Source organism: Streptomyces sp. NPDC086549, assembly GCF_044746205.1.
GTDB lineage: Bacteria > Actinomycetota > Actinomycetes > Streptomycetales > Streptomycetaceae > Streptomyces.
In genome coordinates, this window is record NZ_JBIVBS010000001.1 from 24453 (window position 1) to 40652 (window position 16200).

The 16200-nt window shown below is 71.0% G+C and carries 16 protein-coding genes; 7 read left to right on the forward strand and 9 right to left on the reverse strand.

Annotation, left to right across the window (positions count from 1 at the left end):
• Nucleotides 1-121 precede the first annotated feature (121 nt).
• Both ACIPSA_RS00120 and ACIPSA_RS00125 read left to right on the forward strand, forming a co-directional pair.
• Nucleotides 122-343, forward strand: a complete 222-nt coding sequence (locus tag ACIPSA_RS00120; RefSeq protein ID WP_402626792.1) for a hypothetical protein — start codon at nucleotides 122-124, stop codon at nucleotides 341-343.
• 74 nt (nucleotides 344-417) lie between these two features.
• Complete coding sequence (locus tag ACIPSA_RS00125) at nucleotides 418-1629, forward strand: TerD family protein (protein ID WP_402629373.1); 1212 nt, start codon at nucleotides 418-420, stop codon at nucleotides 1627-1629.
• Nucleotides 1630-1686: 57 nt separating this feature from the next.
• Here the strand turns inward: ACIPSA_RS00125 and ACIPSA_RS00130 are convergent, their stop codons facing one another.
• Complete coding sequence (locus ACIPSA_RS00130) at nucleotides 1687-2265, reverse strand: TetR/AcrR family transcriptional regulator (protein WP_402626795.1); 579 nt, start codon at nucleotides 2263-2265, stop codon at nucleotides 1687-1689.
• A gap of 145 nt (nucleotides 2266-2410) precedes the next feature.
• Between ACIPSA_RS00130 and ACIPSA_RS00135 the strand changes: the two genes are divergently transcribed.
• On the forward strand, nucleotides 2411-3856 hold the full coding sequence (locus ACIPSA_RS00135) for an MFS transporter (RefSeq protein WP_402626798.1): 1446 nt from the start codon (nucleotides 2411-2413) through the stop codon (nucleotides 3854-3856).
• A 111-nt stretch (nucleotides 3857-3967) separates the two neighbouring features.
• Here the strand turns inward: ACIPSA_RS00135 and ACIPSA_RS00140 are convergent, their stop codons facing one another.
• Nucleotides 3968-5548 (reverse strand): TROVE domain-containing protein, encoded by a 1581-nt coding sequence (locus ACIPSA_RS00140; protein ID WP_402626801.1) that lies wholly within the window; start codon nucleotides 5546-5548, stop codon nucleotides 3968-3970.
• A 481-nt stretch (nucleotides 5549-6029) separates the two neighbouring features.
• Complete coding sequence (locus ACIPSA_RS00145) at nucleotides 6030-7475, reverse strand: alkaline phosphatase PhoX (protein WP_402626804.1); 1446 nt, start codon at nucleotides 7473-7475, stop codon at nucleotides 6030-6032.
• A 313-nt stretch (nucleotides 7476-7788) separates the two neighbouring features.
• Here ACIPSA_RS00145 and ACIPSA_RS00150 point away from each other — a divergent pair, with 313 nt between their 5' ends.
• The 3 genes from ACIPSA_RS00150 to ACIPSA_RS00160 are packed head-to-tail and all read left to right on the forward strand — an operon-like array spanning nucleotide 7789 to nucleotide 9719.
• Nucleotides 7789-8019 (forward strand): hypothetical protein, encoded by a 231-nt coding sequence (locus tag ACIPSA_RS00150; protein WP_402626806.1) that lies wholly within the window; start codon nucleotides 7789-7791, stop codon nucleotides 8017-8019.
• A 55-nt stretch (nucleotides 8020-8074) separates the two neighbouring features.
• Nucleotides 8075-9238, forward strand: coding sequence for a hypothetical protein (locus ACIPSA_RS00155; protein ID WP_402626809.1), 1164 nt, complete (start codon nucleotides 8075-8077; stop codon nucleotides 9236-9238).
• Between the two features lie 37 nt (nucleotides 9239-9275).
• The gene (locus ACIPSA_RS00160) at nucleotides 9276-9719 is read left to right on the forward strand and encodes a hypothetical protein (protein WP_402626812.1); all 444 of its coding nucleotides are present in this window, start codon (nucleotides 9276-9278) and stop codon (nucleotides 9717-9719) included.
• 69 nt (nucleotides 9720-9788) lie between these two features.
• Here the strand turns inward: ACIPSA_RS00160 and ACIPSA_RS00165 are convergent, their stop codons facing one another.
• Nucleotides 9789-11216 carry a hypothetical protein gene (locus ACIPSA_RS00165; protein ID WP_402626814.1) on the reverse strand — a complete coding sequence of 476 codons (1428 nt, stop codon included), beginning with the start codon at nucleotides 11214-11216 and terminating at the stop codon, nucleotides 9789-9791.
• Between the two features lie 269 nt (nucleotides 11217-11485).
• On the opposite strand from ACIPSA_RS00165, the gene ACIPSA_RS00170 reads away from it, so the two are divergent.
• The gene (locus tag ACIPSA_RS00170; RefSeq protein ID WP_402626817.1) at nucleotides 11486-13312 is read left to right on the forward strand and encodes an endonuclease/exonuclease/phosphatase family protein; all 1827 of its coding nucleotides are present in this window, start codon (nucleotides 11486-11488) and stop codon (nucleotides 13310-13312) included.
• Nucleotides 13313-13327: 15 nt separating this feature from the next.
• On the opposite strand, the gene ACIPSA_RS00175 is transcribed toward ACIPSA_RS00170, so the two are convergent.
• The 5 genes from ACIPSA_RS00175 to ACIPSA_RS00195 all read right to left on the reverse strand — a co-directional run bounded on the left by ACIPSA_RS00175 (nucleotide 13328) and on the right by ACIPSA_RS00195 (nucleotide 16194).
• On the reverse strand, nucleotides 13328-14065 hold the full coding sequence (locus ACIPSA_RS00175) for an SRPBCC domain-containing protein (protein WP_402626819.1): 738 nt from the start codon (nucleotides 14063-14065) through the stop codon (nucleotides 13328-13330).
• A gap of 17 nt (nucleotides 14066-14082) precedes the next feature.
• On the reverse strand, nucleotides 14083-14691 hold the full coding sequence (locus tag ACIPSA_RS00180; protein ID WP_402626821.1) for a helix-turn-helix domain-containing protein: 609 nt from the start codon (nucleotides 14689-14691) through the stop codon (nucleotides 14083-14085).
• A gap of 111 nt (nucleotides 14692-14802) precedes the next feature.
• The gene (locus tag ACIPSA_RS00185; protein WP_402626824.1) at nucleotides 14803-15297 is read right to left on the reverse strand and encodes a DUF3618 domain-containing protein; all 495 of its coding nucleotides are present in this window, start codon (nucleotides 15295-15297) and stop codon (nucleotides 14803-14805) included.
• A 61-nt stretch (nucleotides 15298-15358) separates the two neighbouring features.
• Complete coding sequence (locus ACIPSA_RS00190) at nucleotides 15359-16048, reverse strand: hypothetical protein (protein WP_402626826.1); 690 nt, start codon at nucleotides 16046-16048, stop codon at nucleotides 15359-15361.
• Nucleotides 16045-16194, reverse strand: coding sequence for a hypothetical protein (locus ACIPSA_RS00195; RefSeq protein WP_402626829.1), 150 nt, complete (start codon nucleotides 16192-16194; stop codon nucleotides 16045-16047). Before ACIPSA_RS00195 ends, ACIPSA_RS00190 begins: the two co-directional genes overlap by 4 nt.
• Between the last annotated feature and the right edge of the window lie 6 nt (nucleotides 16195-16200).

The window sequence follows — 16200 nt, forward strand, 5'->3', positions numbered from 1 at the left end:
TCCAGGGGGCAGAGCCCCCTGGCGGGGTCGAAGGGGCGGAGCCCCTGGGGACGGGACGGGTAGGGGCGGCGGGGGCGAAAACCACTGGGCCCGCCCACCACCGGCCCCTACCATCCCGGACATGCCACGCCCCCAGGGATTCCACTACGAAGCACACACGAACGGCACCGTGCACATCACCCACCACAACCGCCCCGCAGCCACCCTGCAAGGGTCACGCGCCGCACAGTTCCTCACCGAGGTGGACACCGGCGACCCGCAGCTGGTGATGGCCCGCTGGACCGGAAACTACAAGCGCGGCAACGAGCGCACCGCCCGCAACCACCCCCGCAACGCCCGCTGAACCGAGTCAGCCGAACGGCCGCCCGGGTAAGGGAACGGTAAAGCGGTCCCGCTCGTTCACCCGGCATGACAGCTATGACCCCCGGCTCGAACATCCCCCTGTCCGCCGCCCGCGTGACGGTGGACGTCGCCGCCCCGGTGCGGCTCGACGTATCGGGCCTGCTGCTCACCGCCGACGGCAAGGTGCGCTCCGACGACGACTTCATCTTCTACAACCAGCCCACGGGACCGGGCGTGACCTACCGCTCGGGCGGCGGGACGGCACCCGACGCGATCACGGTCGACACCGCCGCCGTACCCCCGGGCATCGAGAAGATCGTGGTCACCGCGAGCCCGGACGCCGCGGGCCAGACCTTCCAGGGCATCGAACCGACGGCCACGATCCGCAACGCGGACGACAACAGCGTGCTGGCGACGTTCACGCCCCCGCAGCTGGGCACCGAGACGGCGCTGGTGGTCGTGGAGATCTACCTCCGAAACGGCGCCTGGAAGGCTCGCGCCGTCGGCCAGGGCTATGCGAACGGCCTGGCGGGCATCGCGACCGACTTCGGCGTGACGGTGGAGGAACCGGCACCGGCACCGGCCCCCGTCGCACCGCCGCAGCCGGTAGCCCCTCCGCAGCCGGTGGCCCCGCCGCCGCCCGCGGCACAGCCGTCGATGGCACCCCCGCCGCCCGCCGCGCCCCCGGCCCCGCCCGCGCCCGGCGCCGGGAAGATCAACCTCGACAAGGGCCGGGTCAGCCTCCAGAAGAACCAGACCGTGTCGCTGGTCAAGGGCGGCCGCCCGTTGCTCTCCCAGGTGCAGATGGGCCTCGGCTGGGAGCCGGCGTTCCGCGGCAAGGACATCGACCTGGACGCCTCGGTCATCGCGTACGGCCCGCAGCGCAACCACATCGACAGCTGCTACTTCGGCAAACTGACGATCCTGAGCGGCGCGGTCAAGCACTCCGGGGACAACCTCACCGGCGAGGGCGGAGGCGACGACGAGGTGATCACGGTCGACCTCGGCCGCCTCCCCCAGGAGGTCACCGGCCTGGTCTTCACCGTCAACTCCTTCTCCGGCCAGAAGTTCACGGAGGTCGCCAAGGCCTACTGCCGTCTCCTGGACGCCGCGACCGGCGAGGAACTGGTCCGCTTCGACCTCACCAACGCCGAACCGCAGACGGGTGTGATGATGGCGAAGCTCGTCCGGCAGTTCTCCGGCGAGTGGGACATGACCGCCATGGGCGACTTCGTGAAGGCCCGTACGGTACGGAACATGGTGCAGCCGGCGGCGCAGGCGCTGTAAGGGGACGTACGACAGCGATGGGCGCCCCCGGCCGCGGGGGCGCCCCGCGTGCGGCCCTCAGCCCTCCGCGTCCAACCGCAGCCCCTCCAGCAGCAGGGACAGATACCGACGGATCTGCCTGCCCTGGCCGTCGGCCAGTTCCGAGGCCGTCGCCACGCCGTGGGTCAGGCGCAGGACGTCGACCGGCTCGACGTCGGCCCGCAGGGTCCCCTCGGCCTGTGCCGCCTCCACCAGCCGGGCCGCCGCGCCCTTCACCGAGGTGCCGCAGGCGGTGACCGCGGCCGAGCTGCCGTCGGTGACGGCCGAACCCAGCAGCGACTTCAGCCCGCGCACCTCGATGGTGCCCAGTGCCAGCTCGTGCAGCCACTCCACCAGCGCCTCGCCCGGGGGCAGTTCCCTCGCCAGCTCGTCGGCCCGTGCCGCGAGCGCCTCGATCCGGTCGACGTACGCGGCCTCCAGGAGCGCCTGCCGGTTCGGGAAGTGCCGGTAGAGCGTGCCGGATCCGACTCCCGCCCGCTTGGCGATGTCGTCGAGCGACGCGTTCTCCCCATGCTCGGCAAAGGCCTCCGCCGCCACCTTCAGCAACCGCTCATAGTTGCGCCGAGCGTCCGCGCGCATGGGCCTGACCTGCGTCATCCAGTGACTCCTTGCAAACCGGGGACTCTCTCCGTATCTTATCGAGCACTAAACGGAGACAGTCCCCGCTTACCGTCGCGTGCTCCGTGGGCAGTCCGCCCTGCCCGTCAGCGCCTCACCCGGGGACGCCACAACGGGAGAACCCATGTCCACCCCGTCAGCACCGTCCACGACCGCCGACGCACTCTCCTCACCACCTCACCCCGCCAGGCTCGGCACCGTCCTTCTCGTCATCGTGACCGCCTACCTGATGGTCGGTGTCGACTCCACTGTCGTCAACGTCGCGCTGCCCGGCATCCAACAGGGTCTGAACTTCAGCCGCACCGGACTGTCCTGGGTCCTCAACGCCTACACTCTCGCCTTCGGCGGGCTGCTGCTGCTCGGCGGGCGCGTCGGCGACATCGTGGGCCGGCGCCGGACGCTCACCGTCGGCGTCGGGCTCTTCGCCCTCTCCTCCCTGCTCGGCGGGCTCGCCACCGAGGGCGGCTGGCTGCTCGCGGCCCGCGCGCTGCAGGGCGTCGGCGCCGCCCTCATCGCCCCCAGCACGCTCGCCCTGATCACCACCAACTTCCCGGAGGGCCCCCGCAGGCACCACGCCCTGAGCGTCTACGCGTCCATGGCCGGTGTCGGCGGCTCCGTCGGACTGGTCCTCGGCGGCATGCTCACCTCCTGGGCCTCCTGGCGCTGGGCCCTGCTCATCAACGTGCCCATCGGCATCGGGCTCAGCCTCGCCCTGCCCCGCCTCGTCACCGAGACCCCGCGGCACGCGGGCCGGTTCGACGCGGCGGGCGCGTTCGCCGGGACGGCCGGGATGACCTCGCTGGTGTACGCGTTCATCCGGGTCTCGGAGGAGGGCTGGCGCGACACCCAGGCGCTGCTCGGCTTCGGCACCGCGGCCGCGCTCCTCGTCGGCTTCGCCCTGATCGAGGCCCGCGCCGGACAGCCGATCATGCCGCTGCGCCTGTTCGCCGACCGGGACCGCGCGGGTGGCTACCTGAGCATCATGCTGCTGCCCGCGGGCATGTTCGGCGCGTTCTACTTCCTCACTCTGATCTGCCAACAGGTCCTGCACTTCAGCCCGTTGCGCGCGGGGTTCGCCTTCCTGCCCCTGACCTTGGTGATGTTCACGATCGTACGTCTCGTCCCCCGGCTCCTGGCGCGGTTCGGCGCCAAGCCGGTGCTGCTCACCGGCATGACGCTGATCATCGCGGCGAGCGTGTGGCTGTGGCGGCTGCGGCCGGACGACGGCTACCTGACCGGTCTGCTCGGCCCGCTGCTGCTGCTGGGACTGGGCGTCGGCCTCAGCTTCATGCCGCTGAACGCCACGATCCTCGCGCGCATCGAGCCACGCGAGGCGGGCGCCGCCTCCGGCCTGCTGCAGACCCTGCAGTGGCTCGGCGGCACCCTCGGACTCTCCGTCCTGGTCACGGTGTACGGCGCGGCCACCCGGCACGCGACCGGCACCCCGGCCGACATCCTCACCCACGGCGCGGCCCGCGCCTTCGGCGTCGGCTCCCTGCTCGCGGCCGCCGCACTACTGACGGTGGCATTCGTGATCACGGGGAGGCGCAAAGAGCCGAGAGAGGCATAGAGCGAAGGAGGCATCGGGCGAAGGAGGCATCGGGCGAAGGAGCCATAGAGGCATAGGGGTGGCCCGCACCCCCCGTAGAAGTGCGGGCCACGACTGTGGGTCATGTGCGGTTCAGGCGACCCAGGGCCAGTCGGCGTCCCGGGCTGCTTCGAGCAGCGGCACCATGCGAAAAGCCGCGTCCGAGAGGCCGCCGAAGGTGTGGCGGTTTCCCTTGCCCGACGGGCCGTGACCCGCCCGGTACCCGGCGAGGTTCCAGGTGTACACGGGCACGTCGGCCGGGACCTGCTCGGTCGGGTCGCCGTACTGGCTGTACGCGTACTGCTCGTCGGTGACGATCAGCACCCGGTCGTGCTTCTTGTAGTGGCGCCGCACCGCCTCGGTGGTGTCGGTGCCGCCCAGGTCGCCGAAGCGCTCCAGGATCTTCAGCACCGACTCGCCCTTGCGGTACTTCACCCGGTTGCTCGTCGATCCGAACTCGACGAGGTCGGCGTCCGCCGCCCGCACCGCGAGCGCCGTGCCGAAGATGGCCGCCGCGTCGGCCCGGTTGAGCTCCGAGCGGTCCGACAGCCGCGCCCACATCGAGCCCGAGCGGTCGACGAGCACCAGCGTGCGGCCGGGCAGTGCGGGCACGTTGGCCAGCGAGTGGCCGAGCGCCTGCTCCAGGGGGTACGACCAGCGCAGCGACGGGGCGTGCTGGTACGCGGCCAGGTACCGGAAGGGGAACTGCCGCGAACGCGCCACCTCCGCCGGGTCGCTGATCTTCGCGGCGACCTCGGCGGCGACCTCGTCAGAGACTCCCGCCTCGTCGAAGTTCCGCAGGTTGCGGACCAGCGCCATGGTTCCCATGGACGGGATCACGGCCTCCCAGGCCGCCTTGTCCATCGGGCCCTGAAGCCACCCGGCCAGCGCCTCCCAGGTGATCCCTGCCGCCGCGAGCCGCTCGGCGCCGCCGGCCGCCGTGACGACCGCCCGGCGCTCCTCGACCGGCACCGCCATCAGCTCGCGGTGCGCGGTGAGCACGCGGTTCGAGGCGGGCGGCACGGCGGTGTCCGGGTTGTGCCGACGGTCCAGGGCGTACTGGAACAGCTCGCCCTGCCACGGCTTGTCCGGGTCCGGCGCCGCGTGCACCAGGTTGAGGATGTCGCCGAAGCGGTAGCCCTTGGACGCGGTGTCGTACTTCAGCAGCGACTTGCCGTGGTACAGCCGTCGTACGGCGTCGGCGATGCCGCGCTTGACCGGCTTGGGGACGTTGCGGCCGTACGTCGCGGTCCAGTACGCGAGCAGCTCGCCGGGCTCGTCCGGGCGCTTGAGCACGGAGGCGACGACCTGCCGGTTGGCGGGACCGTCGGTGACGCCGATCTCCAGGCGAGCCTTCACGTACTCGGCGGCGCCCACGATCGCGGCCGTACGGATGTTGCCCTCGCCGCGCAGCCAGCCGAGCAGGCCGGCCGTCCAGGACGGGTCGGAGACGGCGAGCTCGCGCACGAGCTCGGCGAACCGGTTGTCGCGGTCGGCGCCGCTCTCGTAGAAGGTCTGCTGGGAGACGAAGTTGGACACCGCCAGCAGGAAGAGCTCCGAGCGCGGGTCCCGCTCGTGACCGCGGCCGCCCTCGTACGTACGGAGCACCCGCCCCGTGGACGTCACCCGCGAGGTCGGCCGCGCCTTGGCGGCCTTGGTGTTGAATCGTGCCATGGTGAATTCCCCCGAATTCGTTCGTGTTTCGGAGGGAGGCGCGGCAAATGGAGGGTGTCCGAGATCAGGAGTCGGCGACGGACTTATCCAGGTGCTCTGCCAATTGAGCTACACCGACCCGAAGTCGATGACGGGACTCGAACCCGCAACCGCCCGATCCAATGAAGTAACCGCTGCCTGCGCACCGGACACCCACCATGAGCTGCGCCTCCCGAGATCAAGTCGGCTGCGGCTCCGGGTTCTCTTCGCAAAAGAAGTAGCCGCTGCCCGCGCACCGGGAGGTGCATGAAGTTGTGGTGTCCAGAGTTCGAGGTCGGCGGAACCGACAAGGCGCTCTAACCCCTGAGCTACACCGGCTCGTTGTACCGGTGGCGGGACTCGAACCCGCGGCCGCCCCATTAAGAGTGGAAGTAGGTCCTGCCTTCGCACCTGGACGTTCATCACTCTATGAGGCGTGCCGCGGGACGAGCGAGCGAATTAATTACGCGCGCTTCTGCCGCTTCCAGGGCCCCGTGATGGCGAGCATGATGCCCGGCTCCTGGATGTTGGCGAACAGGGTCCTGCCGTCGGGCGAGAAGGTGACGCCGGTGAACTCGCTGTACTCGGGCTTGTCCGCGGTGCCGATGTTCAGCTCGTTGCGGGCGATCGGGTAGGTGCGGCCGCTGTCGGTGGCGCCGAAGAGGTGCTGGATGCCCTCGCCGTCCTCGGCGATGACGAGGCCGCCGTACGGGGAGACGGTGATGTTGTCGGGGCCGTCGAAGGCGCCGTCGGCGGACGGATCGGGGTTCACGCCCAGCAGCACCTTGAGCGTGAGGGTGCGGCGCTTGGGGTCGTAGAACCAGACCGCGCCGTCGTGCTGGACGGGGCTCTCGGTGCGGGCGAACGAGGAGACGATGTAGGCGCCGCCGTCACCCCACCACATGCCCTCCAGCTTGCGGGCGCGGGTGACCTGGCCGTCGGTGAACTGCTTGCGGACGGAGACCGTCCTGGCGTCACGGTCCGGGACGTCCACCCAGTCCACCCCGTACACCGTGCCGGTCTTCGTGGCGCGGGAGAGGTCGTCGACGAACCGGCCGCCGGAGTCGAAGCACTTGAAGGCCTGCAGGACGCCCGCATCGTCGGCGAGGGTGCGCAGCTTGCCGCGGCCGTGGCAGAAGCCCTCCGGCGGGGTCCAGCGGTACAGCAGGCCGTTCGGGGTCGCCGCGTCCTCGGTCAGGTAGAGGTGGCCGCGCCCGGGGTCGACGACGACGGCCTCGTGGGCGTAGCGGCCGAGCGCCTTGACGGGCTTGGGGTCGCGGTTGGCCCGGCGGTCCTCGGGGTCGACCTCGAAGACGTAGCCGTGGTCCTTGGTCATGCCGTTCTGGCCGGCCTTGTCCTCGGTCTCCTCGCAGGTGAGCCAGGTGCCCCAAGGGGTGTTGCCGCCCGCGCAGTTGGTGGAGGTGCCGGCGATGCCGACCCACTCGGCCACGTGGCCGTGCCGCACCTCGACGACCGTGCAGCCGCCGGATGCGGCCGGGTCGTAGACGAGCCCCTCGGTGAGCGGCACCGGGTACTTCCAGCCGGTGCGCGGGCCCCTCAGCTCGTGGTTGTTGACGAGGAGGGTGGCGCCGCGCGGGCCGTCGAAGGTGGAGGTGCCGTCGTGGTTGGAGGGGGTGAACTCGCCCGACTCCAGCTTGGTCTTCCCGCTGTAGGTGATGATCTGGTACTCGAACCCGGCGGGCAGCGCGAGGATGCCGTCGGGGTCGGGGAGCAGCGGCCCGTAGCCGACCCCGCCGTGCGCGGCGGCCGACTGCTCGCCGGCGCTCCCGGTGTCCGTGGACGCGAGGGCGTTCGGCGCGGTGGCGAGGGCGCCGACGCTGCCCGCCAGTGCGACCCCGGCACCGGTGATCGCGGATTTCCTGGCGAAGTCCCTGCGGGTGAGCGACATGGTGTCTCCTGTGACGGTCGGAGTGTCGTGGACGGTGGCGGGCCTCGGTCGGCGAAACAGTCCCGCCCACCCCTGAACGGGAGTTGAACACCGGGCGACTTCAGCGGACTCGCTTCCATGAATCCGTATGCGCTTCCCCACGGGGCCCAAAAATCCCTCCGCTCCCAGGAATTGGTCGGATGATTCTTCGTAAAGAAGGTCATCCGGCGCAGATCATCCCTCATCCCATGATTTACGGTGTGGTGCCTTGACCGGCGGTGCGCCCGGCAATAGACACCCAACTACCCGAAGCACCCGGGGGAGGCGAGCCGAAGTGGACGCACGTCGTGCGCGCAGCCTCCATGAGGGCCGGCTGATGAGCCTGCCCAATGTGACAGGGGTCGGGACCGGGAAGGACGAGCTCACGGGCCGGGACGTCATCATCGTCTTCGTGACCCGCAAGGTGCCCCGGGACCGGCTCAGGGACGAGGACGTGGTTCCGGACGAACTCGACGGCGTACCCGTGCGCGTGCTCGCGATCGGCGAGGTCTCCGCGCAGGAGTGACGGCCGCGGTCGGCCCCCGGGACCGCGCACACACCGGGGAAGAGGTGGTCTGGCCATGACGAGCCAGCCCGAACTGATGCGAGGACCATCCGGCGGACAGCTCAGCGACAGCTCACGCCGGCAGGCGTTGTCGGACTTCCTGCGGCGCGAGCAGCCGCTGGCGAACGTGGTCGGCTTTGGCCACGGAGTGAAGTGGAGCGGGGGCGAACCGACCGGTGAGGAAGCCGTGTTGGTGTTCGTGACGCAGAAGGTCCCGGAGTCGATGCTGCCGGAACGGGACGTGATCCCGTACCGGATGGACGACGGGACGCCCACCGACGTGATCGCTGTCGGCCATGTCTCCGCCCAGCCGCAACGGCGGCAGACGGGCATCCTGCCCGAGGCACGCAGCGAGGTGGCGTACGGTCCGGACGGCCGCGTCGACGAACGGCTCGCGCGGCTGTCCGCACCACTCCTGGAGGAGCCGGCCGGACCGGCGGTGTTCGAGCCGCAGATCCTCAAGCGCCGTATGCGGCCGTGCCCGTCGGGCTTCTCGGTCGGCAACGTGCGGGTGACCGCGGGCACGCTGGGCAGCGTGGTGTACGACTTCCTGCCGGGCGCGACGGTCGATCCGCCGGGCCCCGGTCTGGGCGTGCCGGCGAAGTTCTACATCCTGTCCAACAACCATGTGCTGGCCGACTCCAACCGGGCGCAGCTCGGCAGCCCGATCGTGCAGCCGGGCGTGTTCGACGGGGGTACGGACCCGGCGGACCGGATCGCCACGCTCGACCGGTACATCGCCATCGACTTCGCGCCGCAGATCCCGCTGGACCGGCACAACAACGTGGTGGACTGCGCGCTCGGCGTGGTGGAGTTCCAGGACGCCACCCGGGAGCAGTACTTCGGCAGGGCGCCGCGTGCCTGGCGGCGCAAGGCCAACGTCGCCGTGGGCGATCCGGTGAAGAAGACCGGCCGCACCACCAACATCAGCTTCGGCCGGATCATCGCGGTCGACGCGACGGTCGACGTCAACTACGGCACGGCGGGCACGGCCCGCTTCAAGGACCAGATCCTGACGACGAACATCTCGGCGGGCGGCGACTCGGGCTCCCTGGTGACCTCGCTCGACGACGTGGCCGTGGGCCTGCTGTTCGCCGGTTCGTCGCTGGTGACGATCGTCAACCACATCGAGAACGTCCGCGCGCTGCTGCGCGTCGAGGTCACCGAGCTGCTGGCCTGACGGTCACTCATATTCCGACGAGGGGAGGCATGTTCCCATGACCACACAGGCACGCAGGCAGCGGAGCTCGGCCACCGAGCACCGCTTCCACAACGCGCAGGGCGCGGAGGTCAAGACGCGCGACGAGGCGTTCGCGGCACGGCAGGAGGTGTCGGCGGAGGCGTTGTCGACGTCCGCGAAGCTGGAACTGCACAACGGGGCGGTCACCTTCGCGATGGAGGTGAAGTACAACCCCAACAGTTATCCGTACGTCGTCCTCGGCGGGCAGATCACCTCGGGTATCTGCGGCGCCCCCTGGAACATCACGGGCGGCTTCATCGGAGACACCATCCGCCTGGACGCCAAGCGCGCGGGCCAGGGCAGCTGCGCCGACACGATCACCATCGTCGGCGAGTACCAGAACCCGCCGGCCTATCGGGGTACGTACGGATTCAACGGGTCGACGTCGTCGTTCAAGCACACGACGGTGTACCACTGCTGAGAGTGTCCAGCGCGACCCGCGACCCGCGACCCGCGACCCGCGTCCGGTGGGCGCGGGTCGCGTCCGTCCTCAGATCCCCTGCTGGGAGCGGGCCTTGAACGCGGCCTTCCGCGCTTCCTTCGCGATCTTCTTGTCCGGGTGCAGGCGCCCCATCGCCTCCAGTACGTCCGGCGTCGCCGGGTGCTCCACGCGCCAGGCCGTCGCGAAGAAGCCGCCGTGCTGCTGGGCCAGGCCCTCCACCAGGGCCTGCAGTTCCTCGGAGTTGCCCTCGGCCTGGAGCTGCGCGGCGACCGTGTCGATGGTCAGCCAGAACACCATCTCCTGCGACGGTGCCGGCACGCCGGCGGCGCCCCGCTCGCTCAGCCACACCCGGGCCAGCCCGCCCAGCTCGGGGTCGTCGAGGACCTCCCGCAGCGCGGGTTCCGCCTCGGCGCCGACCAGGGACAGCGCCTGCTGGCAGCGCAGCCTGCGCAGCGGTGCCCCGGCGTCGCCGCCGCGCGCCGCGGCGAGCAACTCCCGTGCGGCGGCGAGGGGTTCGCGGCGTGCCAGCCACTGCTCGGTCTCGGCCTGGGCGGCCGCGGGCGGGAAGACGGAGGTGCCGTCGAGCAGTGCGTCGGCGCCCTTGTCCGCGAGCTCGCCGACCGCGGGCGCCTCGAACCCGGCCTCCAGCAGCCGCGCCCGCAGCCCGTACACACCGAGCGGGGTGAGCCGGACCATGCCGTAGCGGGAGACGTCGGTCTCGTCGAAGGGCGCCGACGGCTCGGCGTCGGCGTCGGCCATCAGCGCCTCGTCGACCGGCTGGTACTCCACGATCCCGACCGGCTCCAGCATCCGGAACTGGTCGTCGAGGCGCATCATCGCGTCGGAGACCTGTTCGAGGACGTCGTTGGTGGGCTCGGCCATGTCGCTGGGCACGATCATCGAGGCGGCGAGCGCGGGCAGCGGCACCGGTCCGCCGGCGGGGCCGTCCTCGGCGGCGGTCAGCAGGTAGAGGTTGCCGAGGACGCCGTCGAGGAACTCCGCTTCGGCCTCGGGGTCCCAGCCGAGTGACGAGAAATCGACCTCGCCGCCCTCGTCCAGCGCGTCGACAAGTCCGTCCAGATCGGGCACGCTCGCGTCGGCGACCACGGTCTCCAGGGCGGCCAGCCACACCGCGAGCACGTCGTGCGGCGAGCCACCGGTGAGGAGCGCCAGCTCCTCCCCCGCCGCCACGGTCCCGGCCTCCTCGTCGACGATCTCGACCAGGCCGGTGTCCACGGCGACCCGCCAGGCCTCGGCGGTGTACGCGGCGGCGTCGTCCCCGGTCAGCTCCAGTGACCCGGCCGCGGCCGGGAGCTGCTCCTCGACCAGGCCGCCCCCGGCGTCCACCCGCGTTCCGGGCCCGGCCCAGCGGGCGAGCCGGGCCGCCCGGGAGAGCAACGGCGTGGACAGCGCGTCACGCGCCAGCTCCGCTTCGGAGTGCAGCCGCACCGGCGGCAGGGGGGAGCTGTCTGACATCGGCTGTTTCTCCTCGGGCCGTGAAAGGACTCAACCACTCAGCCTAGACGGATTTCCACCCATGCCACCCGGTTCATCTCTCCGTCGGCCGCCGTACATGGCCGAAACCTTGACAACTGCCTTGATCAGGCAGGAGATTGACGCGCGTAGAAGTCGGGGGACAACTGTTCACTGTTTTTCTACGCGTGTCACACTTGCCGCCGCGTGTCATGCGCACTCCATGTCGCAGCCTCGTCCCGGCGCACATCTGCGCCCCCGGAGGGATAGCCTTGCCGAGCAGGTCTTCCGCGCGTCTCGCCGCGCTCACCGTCGCCGCCGTCTGTTCCGCGGCGTCCACCGTCGCCCTCACCTCGCCCGCGCACGCGGACTCGGTGCGCATCCATGACGTCCAGGGCACCACCCGCATATCGCCGTACGCCGGGCAGAAGGTCACGGACGTGCCGGGCATCGTCACGGCCACCCGCACCTACGGGTCCTCCAAGGGCTTCTGGGTCCAGGACCCGACCCCGGACGACAATCCGGCGACCAGCGAGGGCGTGTTCGTCTTCACGAGCTCCACGCCGAAGGTCGCCGTCGGTGACTCCGTCACGGTCACCGGCACGGTCTCCGAGTACGTGCCCGGCGGTGCCTCGTCCGGCAACCAGTCGGTCACCGAGATCACCAAGCCGGTGATCACCACCGTCTCCACCGGCAACGCGGTCCCGGCACCGACCGTGATCGACGAGGACTCGGTGCCGGACGTGTACGCCCCGCAGGGTGACACGGCCGCGGCCGGCTCCGTCAACGGCCTGGCCCTGGACCCCTCGGCGTACGCCCTGGACTACTACGAGTCCCTGGAGGGCATGAACGTCCAGGTCGCCGACACCCGTGTGGTCACCGCGACCGACCCGTACAGCGAGCTGTGGGTCACGGTGAAGCCCTGGGAGCACCGCAACCGCCGCGGCGGCACGGTCTACGGCTCCTACGAGTCCCAGAACACCGGCCGCCTCCAGATCCAGTCGCTGGGCGCGACCGCCGACTTCCCGAAGGCGAACGTCGGCGACACCCTGGAGGGCGCCACCACCGGCCCGCTGGACTTCAACCAGTACGGCGGCTACACCCTGGTCGCGAGCAAGCTCGGCACGCTGGAGAACGGCGGGCTGGAGCGGGAGACCACGCAGAAGCAGTCGCGCGGCGAGCTGGCGGTGGCGACCTACAACGTCGAGAACCTCGACCCGTCGGACGCGACCTTCGACAAGCACGCCGCCGCGATCGTGAACAACCTGCAGTCGCCGGACATCGTGTCCCTGGAGGAGATCCAGGACAACAACGGTGCCACGGACGACGGCACGGTCGACGCGAGCCAGACCGTCAACAAGCTGATCGACGCGATTGTCGCGGCGGGCGGCCCGAAGTACGACTGGCGCTCGATCAACCCGGTCAACGACCAGGACGGCGGCGAGCCCGGCGGCAACATCCGCCAGGTCTTCCTGTTCAACCCGGAGCGGGTGTCCTTCGTGGACCGCGCGGGCGGCGACTCCACCACCGCCGTCGGCGTCACCAAGGTGCGCGGCAAGGCCCAGCTGACGGTCTCCCCGGGCCGGATCGACCCGGCGAACGCGGCCTGGAACAGCAGCCGCAAGCCGCTGGCCGGCGAGTTCGTCTTCCGCGGCAAGACGGTCTTCGTGATCGCCAACCACCTCAACTCCAAGGGCGGCGACCAGGGTCTGACCTCGCAGTACCAGCCGCCGGTGCGCAGCTCGGAGATCCAGCGCCACGCACAGGCGACCGAGGTGAACGCGTTCGTCAAGGACATCCTGTCCGTGCAGAAGAACGCGAACGTCATCGCGCTCGGCGACATGAACGACTTCGAGTTCTCCGAGACCGCGAAGATCCTCGAGGGTGACGGCGAGCTGTGGTCGGCGATCAAGTCGCTGCCGAGGAGCGAGCGTTACACCTACGACTACCAGGGCAACCAGCAGGTCCTGGACCAGATCCTGGTCAGCCCGGCGATCCGGCGCGGCTGCGACTTCGAGTACGACAGCGTGCACATCAACTCGGAGTTCAACGACCAGATCAGCGACCACGACCCGCAGGTGCTGCGGTTCCGCCCGTAACGACGGGACTTCGGCTCAGGACTGGCTGAACACGCCGTTCAGCCAGTCCTGCCAGGCCGTCTCGTTCGCCTGGGCGTCGGCGTCCGGCGCGAAGTCGTGGACGCTGATGCCGAGCGGCGCGCCCCAGTGGCCGCGTCCGAAGAAGCGGATGAGAGCACCGTCGGTGCGCAGCCCGATGAAGTACGGGTTGCGGTAGTCGAGCACGGCGTCCAGGGTCCGCCCGCCGGGCCCCTGGGCGCTGACCTTGCTGCCCGCGGCCGTGTCGTCCGCCAGGCCGAGCGCGTGGCCGACGGCGGCGAGCGCCCGCGGGGACTGCGAGGCCGCGGGCCCCTCCAGCTGGGCGAAGGTGACCGGGCGGGGCGCGAAGTGCGTCAGGTACTCGCACAGGGTGTGCAGGTAGAAGTTGGTGTGCTTGCTCGCGCCGTCGTACTGGTTGTTCCAGTCGTCGGTGAAGATGCCGCTGTGGACGTAGCGCACCCAGGCACGGCGGCCCTCGTCGCGGGGCTCGATCGTGTAGTCGAGCTGGTTGAGGGACTGGACCGGGAAGCCGACGTCCTCGCTGCGGTTGGTGTAGCGGTGGGGCGGGTCCCAGGCGGTGACGGTGGACCCGAAGGGCCCCCGGCCGCCCTCCCGGGGCTCGGGCGGGTCCATCGGCCAGAGGTAGCCACCGGTTCCGGTGGTGATCGCCTCCCACACCTTCTCGGGCGGGACGTCGACCTCAAACTCGCGGACGATCTCGAATTCCTTGGACATGGCGGGGCTCCTGCCGACTACTTTTCCAGTTCGGGGGTGGGCTGGTCCTTGACCGTGGGGTGCAGGGCGACGACGATCCGGTGGTCGCGGCCGCCCTCGGCGTCGGGGGCGTCGTACTTGCGGATCAGGGCGCTCACGCCCGCCGTCAGCTCCTGCACGAAGGCCGCGCGGTCGGCTGCGGAGGCGAAGCGGACCTCGCCGTCCAGGGCGTAGGTCGCCAGCCGCTTGCGGGCCCTTTCGGCGCCGGTGATCAGCGCGCCGACGTCCCGCACCAGGCGGGCGCCGAGCGCGAGCAGCCAGCGCGCGGAGAGCTGGTCGCGGAAGCGGTCCGGGTCCGGCTGCACGGAGGCGAGCGCGAGCGGCGAGATGACGTACGACGCGGCGGTGGCACGCATCAGCCGCTCGGTGACATTGCCCTTGCGGCGCTCCCCGGCCAGCTCGACCAGGCCGTGCCGCTCCAGCGCCTTCAGGTGGTAGTTCACCTTCTGCCGGGGCAGCCCCACCTTGCCGGCCAGCATCGCGGCCGACGCCGGCGCGGCGGCCAGCTCGGCGAGCAGCCTGGCCCGTATGGGGTCCAGTGAGACGGCTGCGGCCTCGGGGTCCTCGATCACGGTCACGTCCAGCATGCGTCCACCGTCTCACCGAAAACTTTTTTTGTCCAGACGACTGAAGTTTTCGGTGAGAGGGTGAGGACGGCGAGGACGATGAGGACGATGGAAACAGGGTCGCGGGTCGGCTCAGTGGCGGCGGTGGCGCCCGTACCACCGGACGCCCGTCCAGACGATCGCGGTGCCCGTGACCCCGACGAACAGCACCGGCCGCGGATGCCGCATCCCGAACCTGACGGCACTGCGCACCGGCAGCGGAGCGCGCTGCTCGACGGTCCGTTCCGCCCGGGCGGCCCTGGCCTGCACGGCATGGCCCGCGTGAGCGGCCCTGCCCTGCACGGCGCGGCCCGCGTGAGCGGCCCTGCCCTGCACGGCGCGGCCCGCGTGAGCGGCCCTGCCCTGCACCGCGTGCCCGGCCTGCGCGGCGCTGCCGCGCAGCTGCACGGTCATCGCGCCGGCCTTGTCCCTCAGGTCGGCGGCCCGAGCCAGGGCACGCTCCTTCAGGTCCGCCTTCGCCGCCGACTCCCCGACACCGTGGCCGAGTCGGCTCCTCGTCCGCTCGATCTGCTCCCGCAGCTCCTCGGGGCCCTTCGCGCCCCGCCCGTGCGGGGTCCTGTGCGTCATCGGTGCGCCCTTTCCCTGCTCTCTCGGTTCCGGAACATCCGGGTACCCCGAGCGGCCGGGTTCAGCCCTGGTCACCACCCTCGTCACCGCGCTCGCCGAGCCGGGCCAGCTGGGTCTGGAACCAGTCGAGGCGGGCCTGCAACAGAGCCGCCTCCGCGACGAGTTCGGGTACGCCGAGGCCGTCGGGCACCGCCGGTTCACCGGCCCGCCCGTCCGTGCTCCCGGCCATCACGCACAGCCCGCTCCCGGCCAGCCGGGCGAAGCCGGCGAGCGAGACGGACGTACGGGCGCGCACACAGACCACGCAGGCAGCCGTCAGCGCGCGCCAGCCGGGCCTGCCCCAGCCCGCGTCGGCGAGCACGGTCGCGGGCGCGCCGCACGCACACGGGCCGACCGTGGCCGTACGCACCCGCTGCCGGGCGTAGCGGAAGCCGCGCTCGAAGCGGATGTAGGCGCCGAGGACGGACACCTGGAGCAGCACGGCCGCCCGGTGTTCCGCGGTGCACAGCAGCGCCTCGGCGGAGGTTCGGTCGTGCACGCAGTGGAAGCCGCAGTCGCACAGCCGTGCGGGCGGGCGGTGCCGTCGGCCGTAGACGCAGGACGCGTCGTCCAGGACTCCGTACGGCAGCGCGCCGCCCAGCGACACACCGGTGAACCCGGCCCGGGTGCCGTCCTGGGACAGCACCGGGTGGGCGATCTTGTGTCCGGTCGGCGGCTCCGTCGGGCGTTCCGCGGGGAGCCGCAGTCTCATCGGGCGACCGGGACCTCTTCGGGCGCGGCGGCCGCGGGTTCGCTGATCTCGGGTTCGCGGGTCTCTTCGGGGAGTTCGAGTTCTTCCTCGTGGACGGGCGGCCGCTCTTCCGCGACTCCGGTGGCCAGTGCCCTGCCGAGCTTCATGACGCC